The sequence below is a fragment of the Leptospira stimsonii genome, from assembly GCF_003545885.1.
Lineage (GTDB): Bacteria > Spirochaetota > Leptospiria > Leptospirales > Leptospiraceae > Leptospira > Leptospira stimsonii.
This window is the reverse complement of record NZ_QHCT01000012.1, coordinates 46,429-63,354: the sequence shown is the minus strand read 5'-3', so window position 1 is coordinate 63,354 and position 16,926 is coordinate 46,429. Positions and strand designations below refer to the sequence as shown.

General features: G+C 43.5%; 16 protein-coding genes. 6 read left to right on the top strand and 10 right to left on the bottom strand.

From position 1 onward, the window contains the following. Positions 1-305: 305 nt before the first annotated feature. From DLM75_RS22685 to DLM75_RS22675, 3 genes are all read right to left on the bottom strand, one after another. Positions 306-695 carry a leucine-rich repeat domain-containing protein gene (locus DLM75_RS22685; protein WP_158586511.1) on the bottom strand — a complete coding sequence of 130 codons (390 nt, stop codon included), beginning with the start codon at positions 693-695 and terminating at the stop codon, positions 306-308. Positions 696-704: 9 nt separating this feature from the next. After that, positions 705-1,475, bottom strand: coding sequence for a leucine-rich repeat domain-containing protein (locus DLM75_RS22680; RefSeq protein ID WP_118970788.1), 771 nt, complete (start codon positions 1,473-1,475; stop codon positions 705-707). A 121-nt stretch (positions 1,476-1,596) separates the two neighbouring features. After that, complete coding sequence (locus DLM75_RS22675) at positions 1,597-2,589, bottom strand: LA_2444/LA_4059 family outer membrane protein (RefSeq protein ID WP_118970796.1); 993 nt, start codon at positions 2,587-2,589, stop codon at positions 1,597-1,599. A 365-nt stretch (positions 2,590-2,954) separates the two neighbouring features. Between DLM75_RS22675 and DLM75_RS22670 the strand changes: the two genes are divergently transcribed. Next, positions 2,955-3,935: a patatin-like phospholipase family protein gene (locus DLM75_RS22670; protein ID WP_118970787.1), complete on the top strand. Its 981-nt coding sequence runs from the start codon at positions 2,955-2,957 to the stop codon at positions 3,933-3,935. A 79-nt stretch (positions 3,936-4,014) separates the two neighbouring features. On the opposite strand, the gene DLM75_RS22665 is transcribed toward DLM75_RS22670, so the two are convergent. Next, complete coding sequence (locus DLM75_RS22665; RefSeq protein WP_118970786.1) at positions 4,015-4,467, bottom strand: acyl-CoA thioesterase; 453 nt, start codon at positions 4,465-4,467, stop codon at positions 4,015-4,017. Between the two features lie 310 nt (positions 4,468-4,777). Between DLM75_RS22665 and DLM75_RS22660 the strand changes: the two genes are divergently transcribed. After that, positions 4,778-5,137 (top strand): hypothetical protein, encoded by a 360-nt coding sequence (locus DLM75_RS22660; RefSeq protein ID WP_118970785.1) that lies wholly within the window; start codon positions 4,778-4,780, stop codon positions 5,135-5,137. Positions 5,138-5,143: 6 nt separating this feature from the next. On the opposite strand, the gene DLM75_RS22655 is transcribed toward DLM75_RS22660, so the two are convergent. Further along, positions 5,144-5,827 carry a TetR/AcrR family transcriptional regulator gene (locus DLM75_RS22655; protein ID WP_118970784.1) on the bottom strand — a complete coding sequence of 228 codons (684 nt, stop codon included), beginning with the start codon at positions 5,825-5,827 and terminating at the stop codon, positions 5,144-5,146. 99 nt (positions 5,828-5,926) lie between these two features. On the opposite strand from DLM75_RS22655, the gene DLM75_RS22650 reads away from it, so the two are divergent. Together DLM75_RS22650 and DLM75_RS22645 are read left to right on the top strand one after the other, a co-directional pair. Continuing rightward, positions 5,927-7,387 carry an amidohydrolase family protein gene (locus DLM75_RS22650; RefSeq protein ID WP_118970783.1) on the top strand — a complete coding sequence of 487 codons (1,461 nt, stop codon included), beginning with the start codon at positions 5,927-5,929 and terminating at the stop codon, positions 7,385-7,387. Positions 7,388-7,389: 2 nt separating this feature from the next. Beyond that, positions 7,390-8,856 (top strand): M20 family peptidase, encoded by a 1,467-nt coding sequence (locus DLM75_RS22645; RefSeq protein WP_118970782.1) that lies wholly within the window; start codon positions 7,390-7,392, stop codon positions 8,854-8,856. 19 nt (positions 8,857-8,875) lie between these two features. Here the strand turns inward: DLM75_RS22645 and DLM75_RS22640 are convergent, their stop codons facing one another. Together DLM75_RS22640 and DLM75_RS22635 are read right to left on the bottom strand one after the other, a co-directional pair. Continuing rightward, positions 8,876-10,678 carry a methyl-accepting chemotaxis protein gene (locus DLM75_RS22640; RefSeq protein WP_118970781.1) on the bottom strand — a complete coding sequence of 601 codons (1,803 nt, stop codon included), beginning with the start codon at positions 10,676-10,678 and terminating at the stop codon, positions 8,876-8,878. 275 nt (positions 10,679-10,953) lie between these two features. Further along, positions 10,954-11,802 carry a sigma-70 family RNA polymerase sigma factor gene (locus tag DLM75_RS22635; RefSeq protein ID WP_118970795.1) on the bottom strand — a complete coding sequence of 283 codons (849 nt, stop codon included), beginning with the start codon at positions 11,800-11,802 and terminating at the stop codon, positions 10,954-10,956. A 163-nt stretch (positions 11,803-11,965) separates the two neighbouring features. On the opposite strand from DLM75_RS22635, the gene DLM75_RS22630 reads away from it, so the two are divergent. Then, positions 11,966-12,400 (top strand): universal stress protein, encoded by a 435-nt coding sequence (locus DLM75_RS22630; protein WP_118970794.1) that lies wholly within the window; start codon positions 11,966-11,968, stop codon positions 12,398-12,400. 223 nt (positions 12,401-12,623) lie between these two features. Here DLM75_RS22630 and DLM75_RS22625 read toward each other — a convergent pair whose 3' ends face one another. Beyond that, positions 12,624-13,901, bottom strand: coding sequence for a DEAD/DEAH box helicase (locus DLM75_RS22625; RefSeq protein ID WP_118970780.1), 1,278 nt, complete (start codon positions 13,899-13,901; stop codon positions 12,624-12,626). Between the two features lie 72 nt (positions 13,902-13,973). Further along, entirely contained in the window at positions 13,974-14,537 is a 564-nt protein-coding gene (locus DLM75_RS22620; RefSeq protein ID WP_118970779.1) for a SelL-related redox protein, read from the bottom strand. A gap of 75 nt (positions 14,538-14,612) precedes the next feature. On the opposite strand from DLM75_RS22620, the gene DLM75_RS22615 reads away from it, so the two are divergent. Further along, positions 14,613-15,332, top strand: coding sequence for a TerC family protein (locus DLM75_RS22615; RefSeq protein ID WP_118970778.1), 720 nt, complete (start codon positions 14,613-14,615; stop codon positions 15,330-15,332). On the opposite strand, the gene DLM75_RS22610 is transcribed toward DLM75_RS22615, so the two are convergent. Next, positions 15,319-16,677: a carcinine hydrolase/isopenicillin-N N-acyltransferase family protein gene (locus tag DLM75_RS22610; RefSeq protein ID WP_118970777.1), complete on the bottom strand. Its 1,359-nt coding sequence runs from the start codon at positions 16,675-16,677 to the stop codon at positions 15,319-15,321. The genes DLM75_RS22615 and DLM75_RS22610 overlap by 14 nt on opposite strands. Between the last annotated feature and the right edge of the window lie 249 nt (positions 16,678-16,926).

Below are 16,926 nucleotides of genomic sequence, written 5' to 3'. Positions count from 1 at the left end.
TTGTCTACGGCGCAAGATCCAAATTAATTACGTCTCTCGACCGGTCAAACCCTTTTTAGAAAAATTAACCGAATTTTGAGACTTTTTTGAGAAAAAACCCAAGTGGCTAAAATGTCTTTAAAAGACTTTCTTGAAGTATTTCCTCCAGCAAGCAGGAAATAACTTTCTGAATTTTGCTCAAACACGATGTCTCCATTTTATGCACAGTTTATTTACAGCTTATCGTTCTTTTCTTATCTGTGAACAGGTTCGAACTATAGCATTACATTCTATTTTTAGAATATATTGTTTTGAAGATTTTGGAATCAGGTAGAGGAAATATAATAAATCCTGCATTTAGGAAGCCGCTCCGCATTCTTTTTCCTCTCTTCTTCTGAAAACGAATCCGGATTTAGGATCAATTCTTCCAATCCCTGCAATTGCCAAAGCTCTTCGGGAAGATGGGTGATCGGATTGTTTCGTAAATGTAAAGTTCGTAGATTTTTAAGTTGTCCAATTTCCTTGGGAAGAGAAGAAATTTGATTATTTGACAAATCCAATTCTTTTAGATTCTGCAATTGTCCAATCTCTTCCGGAAGAGCTTCGAGCAGATTTCCGTAGATTGATAGAGTTTCTAAATTCTGCAGTCGCCGGATTTCTTTCGGAAGAATGACGATTGAAATATAGTCCAAATACAAATTTATTAAGTTTACCAATTGTCCAATCTATTCCGAAAGAGCTTCGAGCAGATTTCCGTAGATTGATAGAGTTTCTAAATTCTGCAGTCGACCTATTTCTTTCGGAAGAATGACGATTGAGTTTTGGTCCAAATATAGGTTTTTCAAGTTTAGCAATTGTCCAATTTCCTTCGGAAGATCCGAGAGCTGATTCGAAAGCAAGTTCAATTCTTGTAAGTTCCGAAGTTGTCCCATCTCTCTTGGTATTTCAATAAGAACGTTATGCGATATCTCTAATTTCCTCAGGCTTTTTAGATTTCCGATTTTCGCCGGAAGCGCTCGAAGAGAATTATGATCCAATAACAATTCCCGTAAGCTTTCGAGATTCCCGACTTCTTCCGGAAGATATGTAAGGTAATTATAATATAAATAAAGCTCTTGTAGGTTTTTCAATCGACCGAGTTCTTTTGTCAGAGAAGTCAATTGATTCTCATTTAAATACAATCCTATCAAATTTCGAAGGTTTCCGATCTCTTTGGAAAGGGTCGTGAGCTGATTTCCATTTAATTGAAGCCATTCCAGATTCCGAAAAATAGAAATCCTCTTGGAAATCTTTTCTAATCTGAAATGGCTCAAATCCAAAACTCTTCTTATGGAAGGGTTTTGAAAAGGATAGATCAATTCATCAAAATTCTCCTTCGGTCGTCCCTCTAAAGTAAATCCAATAAAAACGCTCCAAAAAATGAAGAACATAGGCACAACGGGTTTGTATTGAGAAACAAAACGCATAATAAAAGAATAATGAAAATTTCGTTGCATGCTACTCGACTTATAAGTCCCAAACTGCGGTATTAATAAGATAACAAAAAAACAAACGCGAGATGGACCAACGCCTGAAAAATTTGATACTTCGGCCTTTCGAAATCAAACTCGCTCAATCTTAAAAACGAACGGAAACTCCCAGATAGAACCCCTGCAGGATCTCATAATTTCCCGAACGGATCCGATGGGAGATGGTTGGAACACTGAGTCCTTGCGCCGGGAACGGAGTTGTCTGGGGATTTCCAATAAAAAAGTCCGTTTGTCTAAATCCCAAATAACTAAAATAAGAATTTATAGAATTGTATCCTGCAAAGAATTTTACGGTTTCAAAAATTCGATAACTCAAAGAAAGATCGATCTCGTATCCTCGGTAGATTCCTTTGACTCCTGCGTTTCCGTTCGAAACTACGATTGAATCCGGAAGAAACATTTGTTCCTTATAAAATCGATTCCCTTCCGTATAAAAGAGGTCGATTCCCAAATGAATGGAAACTTCTTTCCAGAGTTTGTATTCCGAATTGAAGGCAAGCTGAGGACCATACGTATAAAAGTATTCCTTATAACCGCCTTCCCTGAGAAAATAGCCGTATTTGTATTTGTTGATGTTGCGAATTCCCCCGCCTACGTATAATTTCCAGTCCGAATTCAAGTTTAGAATTTTATAATAATTGAATTCAGATTCGGAACGAATCATCGGATTAAAATACGTCCTCCGACTCTGAATCCCGCCCTCGCCGGCTTGGATTCGATTCGTATTTGCATTCGCCAACTCGACTTCGTATGCGGAAATCTCGATTCTAAAATTCTTTTCCAAATTGTCGTATCGAAACGCAAGGGGTACGATTACCTTCTGATTTTGTTTTACGGAATCCGTCCGGATCGAACTTTCGATCGGAGAATGTTCCGAGAAGGATGTGTAATCGTAAGGAGTCCAGCGATAGGTTTGCCTTTTGATGAGAAGTTCGAAGCGGGTTTGTTTTTTTTCTGCAAATGCCTTTTCTTCCCCTGTCTGCGATACGATTTCACTCGCGCCAAGGGAGACGGCAAAGGTTAGGATCCATATCCGCCAAAGACAATTTTGAAAAAGAGAACAAATCAGATTCTTTCGCATGGTTTCCTCACGCTCCGCATTCGTAATATTTCGATCAAAATTCGAACGAGAATTTTTACATTTTTCCTGGGGATCAGTCCTAAGATTTCGATCCATTCTACAATTTAATTCCGAAAAAATGGTCGATCAACTCGAATTCAGATTCCCAAAACGAGTGAAGAGGAATTTAGAAATTCCGCAAAATCCTGAGGTCTCCTTTTTTCACGAGGAACCGATCCCGTGTGACATCCTTTTAGCACCATTCTACGCTTAAGATAGGAATCGAACGAATGGCATTTTCCTTTTTCAGAACGGAAATTTCAAATTCCGATAAAAGAACACGATATCTTCATTGAAAGAATTCTTCTCTTTTGAAAGCTGAACGTATGAGTTCCTATTTCACTCCGGGAAAAGAAACGTTTCTCGGATCCAATCACCTGCTTCCGAAACCGGGAAAAAAATCCACGGCCCTCATCGTTGCTGGTGGAGGAATGAAAGGTTCGTTCGCAGGCGGAGTTCTCGCGGCGCTCCACCAATACATTCCTTCCACTCATTTTGATCTTATCGTCGGCGTATCCTCCGGGTCCTGTTCCGCGGCTTATTATGCAACCGGCTACGAACAAAGTTACGAAGAATCTCTGAAGATTCTCGACATCTGGAAAAAGGAACTTATCGGAAATAAATTCATCTCGTTCTTTCATCCGCTCAAAGGCAAAACCCTTCTGGATCAGGAATATCTCATCGATTATATCTTTGGGGAAAAATACCGCCTTCCTTCCGAAAATTTCGATAAAAAAGAAGCGCCTCCTCTGTACGTCGTCGTGACCAACCTGGCAAAACTGCAAGCGGAGTATATCAAGACATCGGCGTCTAACGCGCTCAACCTTCTCAAGGCCGCCACTTCTCTTCCGATTGCGACTCGCGGAAAATGGAAATTGGACGGTCAGTTCTACGGGGACGGCGGGATCGCGGATCCGATTCCTCTTGAGAAGGTGATCGAAGCAGGTTATAAGGATATTACGGTTGTCTTAAATAATAATCAGGACGAGTTTTCCAATCCGATTTCCAGACTGGAAGGTTGGCTTGCTTATCCGTCCAACAAAAGATTACATCACATGATCACAAAGGTTCATCATACGATGTACAATCGTGCGATGCAGATCATCAAACACCCGCCGAAAGACGTACGAATCAAAGTGGTCGCGCCGACGGTCCAAGAGTTATCCATGGTAACGACGAGCGCGGAAAAACTCACACGCTCCGTGAACCGAGGCATCGAGGCGGGCTTCAAGGCGGTCGCTTCCATTAAGGAAGAATTTTCCCATTTCAAAACGAAACTAAAGGATAAGGGTTGGAAAATCTTGTAGTTTCCGATTTCCGTAAGAATTGTCTTTTTTTACGAAGATCGGAGAGGCTCTTTTAAGAAGTTTAGTAGATTCTAAAATTCTAATATAATGAGGACAGCTCCGGATGTACGGAATCGATTCCGATTTGAGAAAGCGGGACCGGTTTTCTTTTTTGAATGTCCATCAGGAACCAATGAGCGACGCAGACCGCGACAAGCTTTCCGTCCGAAAGACGATACGCATATTGATCGTGAAAGGCCTTTATCTTCCCGTCGAATCTGATTTTAGAATCGATACGAATTTTCTCCGGATAGGTAAGCTCGTTCTTGTATTCCAACTCGATTTTGGTGACCACGGGACTGATTGTGAACTCTTTGAGAAGACGGTTCATATCCACGCCGGATTGAACCATGGCACGAAACCTCGCTTCGTCAAAATATCCTAGAATCACGATATTGTTTACGTGTTGATTCTGATCGATCTCCTGCCAACGAACTTCCGTAAAATATTCCTGATTTTGGAGGAGTCTGGACTCCGTGCTCTGATTCTGCATAGTTCCCTCTCGGATTTCCTTTTCAACATCGGATACAACAAAATCGGGCAATCCGTTTGCGCGGGATGAAAAGAAAAGGTTTGCGTTTCACTCCCCTTTCCTCGTTGTTCATTCCTAGAAAAGGACTTCTTTGGTACGGCGAAATAGAGGTCAAAAAAAGGTCAACATCCTTAAAGAAATATGACATGTTTTGGAAGATACTTTAAAAGTTTCGTATATTCTAGATCAATAAAATACGGATTCGATAAGAATTTGATTTTACCGTTTACGATGTTGAAAAATTCTCCATAAAGTGAAAAGGAGATTTTTTATGAACCAAAATCAGCTTCGTTGGAGAAACGCTGTTTTAATCGGAATCGTAGCGGGAATTATGGAAGGTCTATTAGTCGGACTCGCGGATCCGAACGTGGGAACTTGGGTTTTAATACAATCGATTCTATTCTGGTTTTCCTGCGGGACGATCGTAACTCTCACGGAAACCGGGTTTTCGAAATTTTGGAGCGTTCTGATTTTTACGGAAATTATGAATCTTCCTTGGTTTATCGCGCTCGTCGTAATACCTGGGAACTATTCCCACCTGATACCGTTGATCGTCGCGAGTTTGATCTTCGGTTCCATAATCGGAGGTTTGAACATTCTTCTTAAAACCCCGAGACTTGAAACAAAATAGAAGATTTTATTTTTCCGGTCCGAAACTTTTATAGGCCATGTAGAGGTGGTTCGTTATCATTCCGCGCAATTGGAGAAGAACCCCTCTTTTTTCTTTCTCTTCCATCATCGACGTTAGTCGCAACGCGCTCCCGATAGAATCACAAATCAGAATACAAATATCAATCAATCTCTGTTTTTTCATCTTAGGGACGAAACATTCGATCGAATCGGCGATAATCACCGCATTCTTCTTCGTATCTTCCAGATCCAATTCTCTCAGAGCGGGATATGCTTGGGAGCCGCTCCATACGATCTGAAAAACGGGATCGCTCGAATAGGCCCTTTCGAAAAGTTCCAGAATTTTTTTGATCACTCTTTGAAATTGAATCTCGTCCGTTTTTTTTTCCCGGTATTGACCGAGCTCCGTTTCAAGATCCGAACGAAGGGCATCCAGATGTGTTTGAGCGATTGCCCTTAAAATCGCCGGTTTCCCGGAATAATAACGATAGATCGTCCCGATTGGGGAACCGATATAGTCCGCGATCTCCTGCAACGTAAAACGATCCGGGCCTACGTTTAGAATCAATTCCTTTGCGGAATTCAAAATCGATTCCTGTTTTTCACGAGCTCTTTTTTGGACCGGGTTGGCCCTCGTAAGCAAAATTGACTCTCCGTCCATTCTGCCAGTCTGTATTCTTTCTTTTTTCATTCAACCAAATCATTGTTGACAAAAACATGAGGATCCCTCAGTATCGAACTAAGAAAATTAATGAGGGTTCCTCATTTTTAACTTTACCTCGGAAAGTCTATGAAACAAAAAATATTGATCGCCCTACTCTGCGTTGCCGCAGGCCTTCTTCTGATTCTATGGAGGTCTTTGTCCTACCCTGAAATCGGGATACATCCCAGAACCGATTTTATTTTAGATCAGGTTCGTGTCTTCGATCCGGATCGTAAGATTGTTTCAAACCTCAGTCTCGAATTTAGAAACAACCGGATCTTTAAAATTCAAAAAGATCGACCCCACAACAAAGCGGAATTTTCCGGAATGACCGTCACTCCTGGAATCGTGGATATGCACGCTCACCTTCCTCCGCACAACCTGCTGGATTTGATCCCGTATTTTTCTCTTCTCTACCTTTCGCACGGAGTGACGAGTGTACGGATCGCGGGGGACATCGATGGAACGGCCGTCCCCTACGCAAGAAAAGGGATCGAAGAGGAAAAATTTTTCGGACCAAAGATCGTATCCTGCGACGCGTTCGTAACTTCGGGAATTCCGAGATGGAAGAATTCGATCGTCGTAAATTCTCCGGAGGAAGCGAAGAGAGCCGTTTACGAACTCAAAAAAAAAGGCGCAGATTGTATCAAATCATATGAGAATCTCAGCGTTCCCATGATCCGAGCGATCGTAGAAACCGCGAACAAAGAGGGTTTGCCGGTGATCGGTCACGTCCCCTACGGAATGACTTACGAAGAATCGAATATTCCCGATGTTCAGCATTTTTTCGGAATTCCAAGACCTCAATCCTTGGAAAAAGACAGCGTTCTAAACCGAGGTTCGGACTGGGGTGAAGTAAGCGAGAAATTGTTAAACGACATCGTTCACCATTCCATCAAACACGGAATCGCCAACACGCCTACGTTAGTCGCCTCAGAAAGACTTTTGCTTTTTACCGATTACGAATCCGCCAGAAAAGATCCGGCAGTTTCTTTGATGCCCCGATTTTATAGGGAAGTCGTTTGGAATCCTGAGATAGGAATCCCGGCATATCGAGGAATCGGGAAAGAATATCTAAAGAACCACGTTCAGAGCGCCCTTACAAAAAAGAAAACCTTACTTCGAAAACTTTACCAAGCAGGTGCGACCCTTCATCTGGGTTCGGACGCACAACAACCCTTTGTGGTTCCGGGCGCAAGTTTGCACCAAGAGATGCGTCTCTTTCGAGAAGCGGGGATTCCCGCGATGGATGTTTGGAAAATGGCCACCGTGGACGCAAATCGGTCTATCGGCAATGAATCTTCTTTTTCTCTCATGGAAGGCGCTTCACCGGATCTTTTGATTTTTAAGGAAGATCCCACGAACGATCTGACAAAAACATCGAGTCTCTACGCGGTCGTTTCTCGGGGTAAATTGTATCTCAAAAAGGATTTGGATTTTCTCGTTCAAGAGTTTCAAGAACAACAGTCCGAATTTCTTTTCGAACAACTTTCCCTTTTTCTCGGAAAATTAGCGCTGGAAAAACAGACAAAAGAATTTAAACACTGACCATGAAAAAATTTTCATTTTTTGCGTTATCCCTTTTCGGTCTCGTTCTTTTGTTTACGGTCTTTCGGACGTTTTCGGCAAGCTCATTCCAAAAAAAGATCGACCCGGTTCCTAAAGAAACGCTACCGATGGAAGCCGCCTTACGACGACTTTCGGAGGGAGTTCGCTTTAAAACGGTTTCTTCCCTCGAAGATACGAACGCAAACTCGCGTGAATTCCTATCGTTAAACGAACACATCCGGAAGAGTTATCCATCCGTAGAAGCGAAACTTAAAAAAACGAAGGTAAGCAACTTTTCCTTTTTTTACGAATGGCAGGGTAAGAATCCGAATTTAAAACCGATTCTTCTTTGCGCGCACACGGACGTAGTGGACGTGGATCCGAGCACGATTTCTCTTTGGAGCCACCAACCGTTTGGAGGCGAAATACGGGACGGTTTTGTTTGGGGAAGAGGTGCTTGGGACGACAAAAGTAGCGTTTTTGCTATATTAGAATCTATTGAAATTCTAATAAAGAAAGGACATGTTCCGGAACGTTCTATTTTTATTGCGATCGGTCAAGACGAAGAGACGATCTACGGAAAACTCGGCGCAAAGGCGATCACCGAAATTTTCAAAAGAAGAAATCTTCGTTTTGAATACGTTTTGGACGAGGGTCAGATCATCGCAGAAGGTTTGATACCGGGAATCGAAAAACCGATCGCGTTGATCGGAATCGCCGGAAAAGGTTATCTTTCCCTTGGGCTCGAAGTCGATCTCAAAGAAGGAGGTCATTCTTCTATGCCTCCGGAAGAAACTGCGGTCGGAATTCTGAGCTCCGGTCTTTCGCGAATGGAGCAGAATCCGTTTCCGCTTTCCTTAGGAGAAATACAGAGAACAACCTTTCAGTGGCTCGCACCCGAGATGAAATTCGGATCCAGATGGGTTATGAGCAATCTATGGCTCTTTGGTCCGATTCTAAAGTCGCGTCTGAGTGAAAAAAATTCCACGAGGGCACAGCTTCATACTACTTCCGCAATTACAAAAATTTCCGGCGGGTTTAAGGACAACGTTCTTCCGGCGAGCGCCGAAGCCACGGTTAATTTTAGAATTCTCCAAGGGGATTCTCACCGGGGAGTTTTGGATCGAACCGAAAAAATCCTAAACGACGAAAGGATTCGTCTGAATCCTCCAGATACGATTTTCGAACCTTCCTCCGTTTCGAGCACCGATTCGATCGGATTTGAAACGATTCGACGTTCGATCCAAGAAACGATTCCCGATGTGATCGTCGCTCCTGCGCTCGTCTCCGCGTATACGGATTCCCTTCACTACGGAACTGTTGCGGATAACGCATATCGGTTTTTTCCGGTCCGAGTAAAACCGGAGGACGTAAAAAGATTTCACGGTATAGACGAAAGAATTTCGATTTCGAACTACGAGGAAATGATACGATTTTATATCAGATTGATTCTCAATTCTTCCAATTGATAAACGAAGTCGTTTTCGATTAGGTCGTAAAAAATTCCACTTCGGATTTGAGTTTTCCGGCTTGTTCGTTTAATTTGATGGCGAGTTCGTCGATTTCGGATACGACTTGATTTAAGAATTCGGTAGTTTCTGAAATGGCGACGATCGTTTTGGAAAATTCCGTCGAAGTCTGCGCTTGTTCCTGTGTATGGTTTCGAATTTCATCCGAAGAAACGGAAAGATCCGAAAACGCCGATTTCACTTGTTCGCTCGCCACAAGTTGAGAATCCGAAAGTTTTGTTACCGCCGATACCCGATCCAGTGTGACTTCCACCGTGTCCCCGATTCTTTTAAAAACGGTCTGAGTCGATTCGATCACTTCTCTTCCGCTCTTCGTGGCATTTAACGCTTCCGCGATCGCACTCGTAATTCGTTTCGCGTTGTCCTGAGTCTGCTCTCCGAGCTTTGCGATTTCCTGAGCGACGACAGCGAATCCTTTTCCGGCTTCTCCTGCCCTAGCGGCCTCGATCGCGGCGTTTAACGAAAGTAAGCCGATTCGGTCCGTGATGTCTTTGATGACGTTTACGGTCGCTCCCATTTTAGAAGTACTTTCTTCGATCGCTTCCATCGCTTTTTGAGTACCTTGTAAGGCGTCCTCTCCACTTTTGGTTTCGCTCCTCATCCGATCCGCGTCGACCTTCGTTTCGAGAAGCGCTGTGTGAACCTGGCGGATTCTTCCTTCCAGTTCCACTAAGGAGGCTTGGGCCTTTTTCGCGATTTGAGTCTGACCGTCCGCACGCGACGCCGTAGAATGGATCGAAGCGGCGATCTCTTCCACTCCGGAACTCATTTCTTCCGTGGACGCGGCTTGGTCCTGCATCTTTCTGGACAAATCTTTCGTGTTATCTCCGAGAGTTTTGGAACTTCCGGACAATTTTTCCGCTTCTCTCGAAACACTTTTTACGATAATTCGAAGTCGCTTAACAAATTCATTCAGTGCGCGACTGTTGGAACCCAATTCGTCGCTCGATACCATCGGAAGGACGTGGGTAAGATTTCCGTTGGACATTTCTCCGAAAATACGAATCATGTTTTCGGAATTTCTCCGGATCGTGAGGGAAAGCTGATACGAAGCCACAACGACCGCGATCAGCATAAAAACCAACGTTAGAATCAGAGGAATGGTCACGTCTCCCAGTTTGATCCAACCTGAGGTCTCTTCGAAAAGGAGGTAGCCGAGAATGATGATCGGTAGGATTGCGATCGCCGTGATCGTACTAAAGATTCTCGCGTGAACTCCCACCATAAGAATCCGATCGGAATCGATCTGAACTTCGTTGAGGCGATCCGATTCCAAGATATCGACAAAGCTGGATTCGGTGAGGAAAAAATGGGATACTCCCAAAATCGGATAGATGATCAACGGAAGAAAAGCAAATGGAATGGATTCCAAAAAGGTGGGTGTAAAAAAGAAATGCATGAGCCACCACGCAAATGGAATTCCTAAACTCCACTGAACCAGATAAAAAATGGAATTATAAACTGGGAAGTTCAGAATTTTCGTTTTTACCGCGACCCTCTGCTGTGTATTGAGAGAAAACCAAGTCTGGTCTTCCAGATTTTGAAGGATTCTTCCCAAATAAAAAAAGCGGATCGTAGGAAGCACATAAGAAGTCAGCGTTGAAATCGCGGCCGCAATAATGACCGCGATCGCCTGATCGAAATCATATCCTCCCGCAGAGATAATAAATAAGACCGCCAAAGGAACCGCCAAAATCGTTGTGAGCAATTCCAAACCGACTGTTAATTTCCATCTAAGTTTGAGTGATTCTGACTGATTCATTTCTTACTCTTTTTTAAAATTCGAACAACCAAGATATAATAAGGATCTTACTGATCCACTTTTTATCAGACGACCCTATTTTTTTTTGAAAACACGGAGGTAAAGAATTCCCATCCAACGGATCGTTCCTTTCTCAAAAAGACCGGATTCTGACACAAATTTTGCAACCGACTTCGAGATTGGAAAAGATAGGATCGGCTTGATTCCTTCATCGAAAAAGTCGGAATCAGAGGATTCTTCCCTAATCGGTTTTTGTTTCCAAGAATCTACGTCTCTTATGCGGTCTTTGTGTCCGGTTCGAAGGCCAATGCTTGTTCCGAGTCAAGTCCGGCGCTTCGGAGACGATTCATTGTTTGGTGATAAAGCCTTTTGACAACGTGCTCGCTCCAACCAAACCAGATTCCGATTTCCAAAAATGTATAGATCGAATCCGTTCTCAGAAGTTTTCTTTTGAATTTTTCCTTCAACCTCGAAGAGACAAAACTCGCGTCCTTTCGTTTGGAAAAGAGGATTTGATGAGAGGATTCCAATTTTTCCAAAAGTAGAAGTTCCTTATTTCGAGTGCGAAATCGTTTTTCTTTTCTCTCGCGTAAAAATTCGGGGATGGAATTTCCTGAGGCAAGGAGAATACTCTTGAGGAGGAGGATCTCCTTTCTTTCCAAATAGAGATTGTGTTTTAATTTGAAGATGAGTGTTCCTCTTCGATCCAGATTTTCCAGATTCTCTCGGAGAAAATTTCGGAAAGGATCGATAGAAAGTTCATAATCCGGTTCGAAAAAAGGAGATCCTTCCAGTCGATCCGGATCCAAAAAAGAAGCCTCTTTTTGAGAAAGGATTCTTTCCTTTTTCCATTGATTGTAGACGAGATGTTTCCAGAAGACAAAGGCGAAGGCAGGGAAATTTCGATAACCTTTTGTTTCAAAGATTTTGGAAAAGATTTCGATTTTTTGAATGAATTTAAGAATCACTTCCGCCCTTCCATCTTCATCCAGAGTATATTTTCGAGTCGCAAATCGTTTGATCCAAAATTCAGCCTGCTTGAGGAGAGAATCGGACTTACCGGTTCTTTTATATTCTAAATAAGAATTTATTAATATACGATCGATATCTGTCTTTTGATTCATAGTCGAAAAGAGGTGGATCGGAAGCTTCTTTGTCCAAAACTTTTGAGGAATCGATCTTCCACCTTTGATCAAAATCAATCTTTCTTTGGATAAAATTCTTCATTTTTTGATTGGAAAACAATCTCGAGAGAGATACAATTTTGGGAAAAAAAGAGAAACAAACATGCAAAGACTGATTAAAAAAATACTGGTTCCTGTGGATGGCTCCGAGAGTTCGAAGAAGGCGTTGGAGATGGGGATCGCGCTTGCCAAAGCTTCCGGAGGAAGTCTGACGATCTTAGAAGTCGTGGAAGAATTCGGCCCTCTCCCGGGTTATTATGAAAAAGCTCCGGAAGGGAAGGACAGGGTCAAATGGATCAGCGAACAGAGATTCGAAAAAATTCATTCCATCTTGGATGAATCTCCGGAGATCAAATGGGATCGTTTGGTCCTAGAGGGGTATCCTGCGGACACGATCGTTGAGACCGCCGCAAAAGGAAAATATGACATGATCGTAATCGGATCGAGAGGACTCTCGGCTGTAGGAAGATTTTTGGTTGGCTCCGTTTCGGACCGAATCGTCCACCACGCCCCTTGTTCCGTGACCGTTGTGAGATAAGAATCAAAAGTACGTCGCATTGTGAAGAAAGGAAAAAGTCGTCGGAACTACGACAAGAGATCGTGGGAGAGAATTGCACTTGCGAAAAGGAGAATTTTCTGATAGAGGAAAGTTCATCCGAGGTTTCCCGCGGACCCGCCTCCTCCACCCATTCAGGGTGGGGGCGCGCGACTTTCACGGAAAAGTCGTCGGAACTACGACAAGGTCTTACTCGCTCGCGCTTCTAACGAAAAGATCTCTGCTTCGAAGGGAAATTCGACTTCTTTCGACTCGGTGAAGAATGAAATCTCTGCGGAGGTCTTCCTCCTGAATTCGTCTTGGGCTTGATCCTTCCGGTAAAGTGCATTACGTTTTCCGAATGGAAGGGCTGATGTTGATTGACGGGAATCTTCTGTCCGATCACTCTTTCGATGTCTCGAACGAATGCCCTCTCTTCCATGTCGCATAACGAAATCGCGACACCTTGTGTCCCGGCTCTCGCGGTTCTTCCGATTCTATGAACGTAACTCTCCGGAATATTCGGAATTTCGTAATTGATCACGTGGGAAATCTCATCGATGTCGATCCCTCTTGCGGCGATATCGGTCGCGATGAGGGCGCGGATTTTTCCGGCTCTAAAATCTTCTAAAGCCCTTTGTCTCGCGGATTGGGATTTGTTCCCATGAATCACGTCCACCGAAATTCCGCTCTTCCCCAAAAGTTCGGAAACACGATTGGCTCCGTGTTTTGTCTTCGTAAAAACGATCACCCGTTTGAGTTCCGGATTCTTAAAGAGATGTTTTAGAAGTTCCTTTTTCTTATCCGAATCCACGAACATTACGGATTGCTGAATCAGTTCCACCGTCGAAGAAACCGGAGTCACTTCGATTCGAACCGGATTTACGAGCATCGTCCCCGCAAGTTTTTCGATATCAGGGGGCATCGTCGCGGAGAAGAAAAGATTATGACGTTTTTTCGGCAACATCGCGATGATCTTTTTGATCGAGTGAATAAAACCCATGTCGAGCATCCGATCTGCTTCATCCAAAACGAAAACTTCGAGTTCGCTCAAACTTAAGAATCTTTGATCGATCAGATCCACGAGCCTTCCTGGAGTCGCCACAAGAATGTCCACGCCGGAAGAAAGACTTTTCACCTGAGGACTCTGACCGACGCCCCCGAAGATCACGGCGGTTTTCAATTTCAAGTGTTGACCGTAGACTTTAAAACTATCATGAACTTGAATCGCAAGTTCTCTCGTAGGAGTTAAAACTAAAACTCGGGTTTGTTTCGGTGCGGCCTTTCTCGAATTCGTAAATAAACGATGAAGAATCGGGAGCGCAAAGGCGGCCGTTTTTCCGGTTCCCGTTTGGGCACAGCCCAAAAGGTCCTTTCCTTCGAGCAAAGGAGGAATCGCCTGAATTTGGATCGGAGTCGGTTTCGAATAACCGACGTCTTTGATGGATTGTTGGATTAAAGGAGCAAGGGGAAGATTTGAAAAATTTTCTATTGGATTGTGCAATGGGAACCGACTTGTTTCATCCAGATTTTGAGAGATCCCCCAAAGAGAATAGAAGAATAAGTTTTCCTTTTTTTACGCAGGCATCACGTCCGGACCGAATTCCGCGCCGGGAATCAGAGTGACCCCGGGAAGATTTCTCCAGTCGGGATGATCTCCGATATGTCTGTATTCGTGTTCCCAGACGATTCGATCCTTTACGACCAAAAAGGCTCCGGGCATTCGCAGAGAATTCCTTCCGGGAATCCCATAAAAAAGGCCTTTGAGAGTGGCCCTTGCCGTTCCGATCAAAACTTCGGGACCCGCTAACTGGACCAGAGTCGCATTTTTTAAACCGAGATTCTGATAGAATTCAACCCTCGAATCGGCTACAACCGAAGCCTCTTCCCAGATTTCTCCGAAAAATTCTTTGGCTTCTCCTAATTCTCCCGGAAAGAAAAAAAGAATCGGAGGAAAAGAAAGACAAGACTCGGAAATTTCTCTGAGATCTTGAACGGCTTCTCTGCTAAAAATACAACCGGAATGTCTCAGAAAGACGAGAAGGCTCAAACGAGGAGGGAGACAAGGAAGAATCGTCTTGGCACGCAGATGGATTCCACTCACCTCTTTGGTTCGAAAAACTTCCGGAAGAAACTCCATACTTCCAGTATGACCTCTTAAATTTCCTTGTAAATCGATTGATTTCTTTGTTTTCGAAAAATTAACTGCATTTGCATGGAACTCCTGACTCCCGATAAGATCATCGCAATCCTAACCTTAACCCTCATGGAAATCGTCCTTGGAATCGATAACATCGTCTTCCTATCCATCGTAGCCGGAAAACTTCCCAAAAATCAACAGGCTAAGGCGAGAAATTTAGGACTTACACTTGCCCTTGGATTTAGAATCGGACTTCTCTTTGCGGTCACTTGGATCGCCTCGCTTACCAACGCGCTCTTCACCGTCTTTGATTTTGCGATCTCCGGAAGAGATCTTATCATGTTAGGCGGGGGACTTTTCCTCATAGCAAAGAGCACGAGCGAAATTCACGGAAAGATAGAAGGAGCCGAAGACGGACATTCCGGATCCGAGAAAGAAAAAGTTTCCTTCTGGGGAGTGATCGTACAACTCATTCTCTTGGACATTATTTTCTCGGTGGATTCCATCGTAACGGCAGTCGGCTTATCCGGACACTTTGAAGTGATGGTGGTCGCCGTCCTTCTTTCGATGATCGTGATGTTGATTTTCTCGGGCGCGGTCAGCGATTTTATCAACGAACACCCGACGATGAAAATTCTTGCGCTTTCATTTTTGATCATGATCGGAGCTATGTTGTTTGCGGACGGGCTTCACTTTCATATCCCGAAAGGATACGTCTATTTTTCGATGGCTTTCTCTCTCGGAGTCGAACTCATCAATTTAAGAATCCGCAAAGCCGCATCTAAGAAACGCTGATTCCGACTTTCCGATTCCAAGAGGACCATTGCAGGTTGTAAAACGGCGCGAAGGCCTTCTTGGGACGTTTCTTTTTTAATTCGTTTAACAAATTCGCGTTCCAAAAACGATATTCTTGAAGAGCCACTCGACCTGCCTTTTCGCTCAAAAGATCGATTTCTTTGGAAGGATTGGAATTCTTTTCCAATTTGGAAAGTTCTTGAAACCATTCTTCTTCCAGAGAAGCGATTCTGGGTTGAACCAAATTTTTTGCGTCCGGATAAAAACGCTGAATCTCTCTATAAAATTTTTCGTGAGTCCACCAAAGAGAAGTATCCAAGAACGCGCTCGGTTGTTCGAAATTCTTCTCTAAAAAACTGGTACCGGGAAAACCCGCGGGAAGAAAAAGAGAAATCGAGGGAATCGCAGTTCCCGTAAACCAGAAACGATTTTTAGAAGTTTCGTTTTTCAACTCAGCCACAAAAGAACCCGTAGTACCGTTAGGCGTAATCGGTCCGGTCGCGTGAAGACAAACGGAACCCATATCGGAAGAAGAAGGATAAAAAGAATGGGAATTCCCCGGCTCACCTTCTTGTCTCAGAATTTCCATCGCGTCTCGAGGACCGAATGTTCCTTTTCTGGATTCTCCCATAGAAGCGGTCCGAGCTCGACGGAGTTTACATTTGCTGAAAAAAGTAAAAAAGGAATCCGAAAATACTTTACGAAACGAAAAGGGTTCTCCCTTTTTCAACCAACCTTCCTTCAGAGCAAACTCGATCGCGCGAGGATGAATCGCATCGAAGTTATCCTCCAAAGTAAGTCCGTTCGAGATCGAATAAAAACCTTCGATTCTTTTCCAAGCCCAGAACTTACCGGCAGTCTCGAGTACAAAGGCGTTTTGAGAATCCGCGATCAAAAAACTATTGTGATAATAAAAGGAAGAATTTGAATAACCACCGCAGGCATCCGGGCCGAACTGTTCCAAGAGTTGAAGAATGGTTTCTCTTGCGGCCTCCGCATTCTTACTTCGTTCCAAGGCCAACCGAAGAAGGTCCATTCCAGTAAGACCTTGATTCTTTTTTTCAAATGGGATTTTTGTAAAGACCGCCTCGTTACCGATGACGACACCGGAAGAATTGGCGCCCATTTCCGCTCCCCACATCTGAAACGGTTTCGATAAGATCACTTCCTGCGTTTCTTTCACGCTCGGAACCTTGATATACGTGCACTGCGTCTCTTTTTCTCCCGTGCGAGAAAGAACACGAAGAAGAGCTTGGGCCTCGTTGGGTTCTCGATCGGAATTCTTACCAAAAATCATAGAACCGTTGCCCGTAAAGGAAGGAGTCGCTAAGAATGTATCACACATGACGGGAAAACATTTCCTCTTTACAGGGCTTAGCAAGCTTTTTTAAACCGACTTGCAAATCGAAACCAACCTTTGAACCTCCAATTTATAAGAATAGAATCGGAACGTCCGTCATCTTCCTAACCCGCACTTTCTGTACCCAAAATCGATTTCTTTTTTCCAAAAAAGGGAATAGACGATTGTTTTTCGGTTGACAAATTACTTCATGTTTAAATCATTTAAAAACAAAGCAACTACTTCAAACATAAA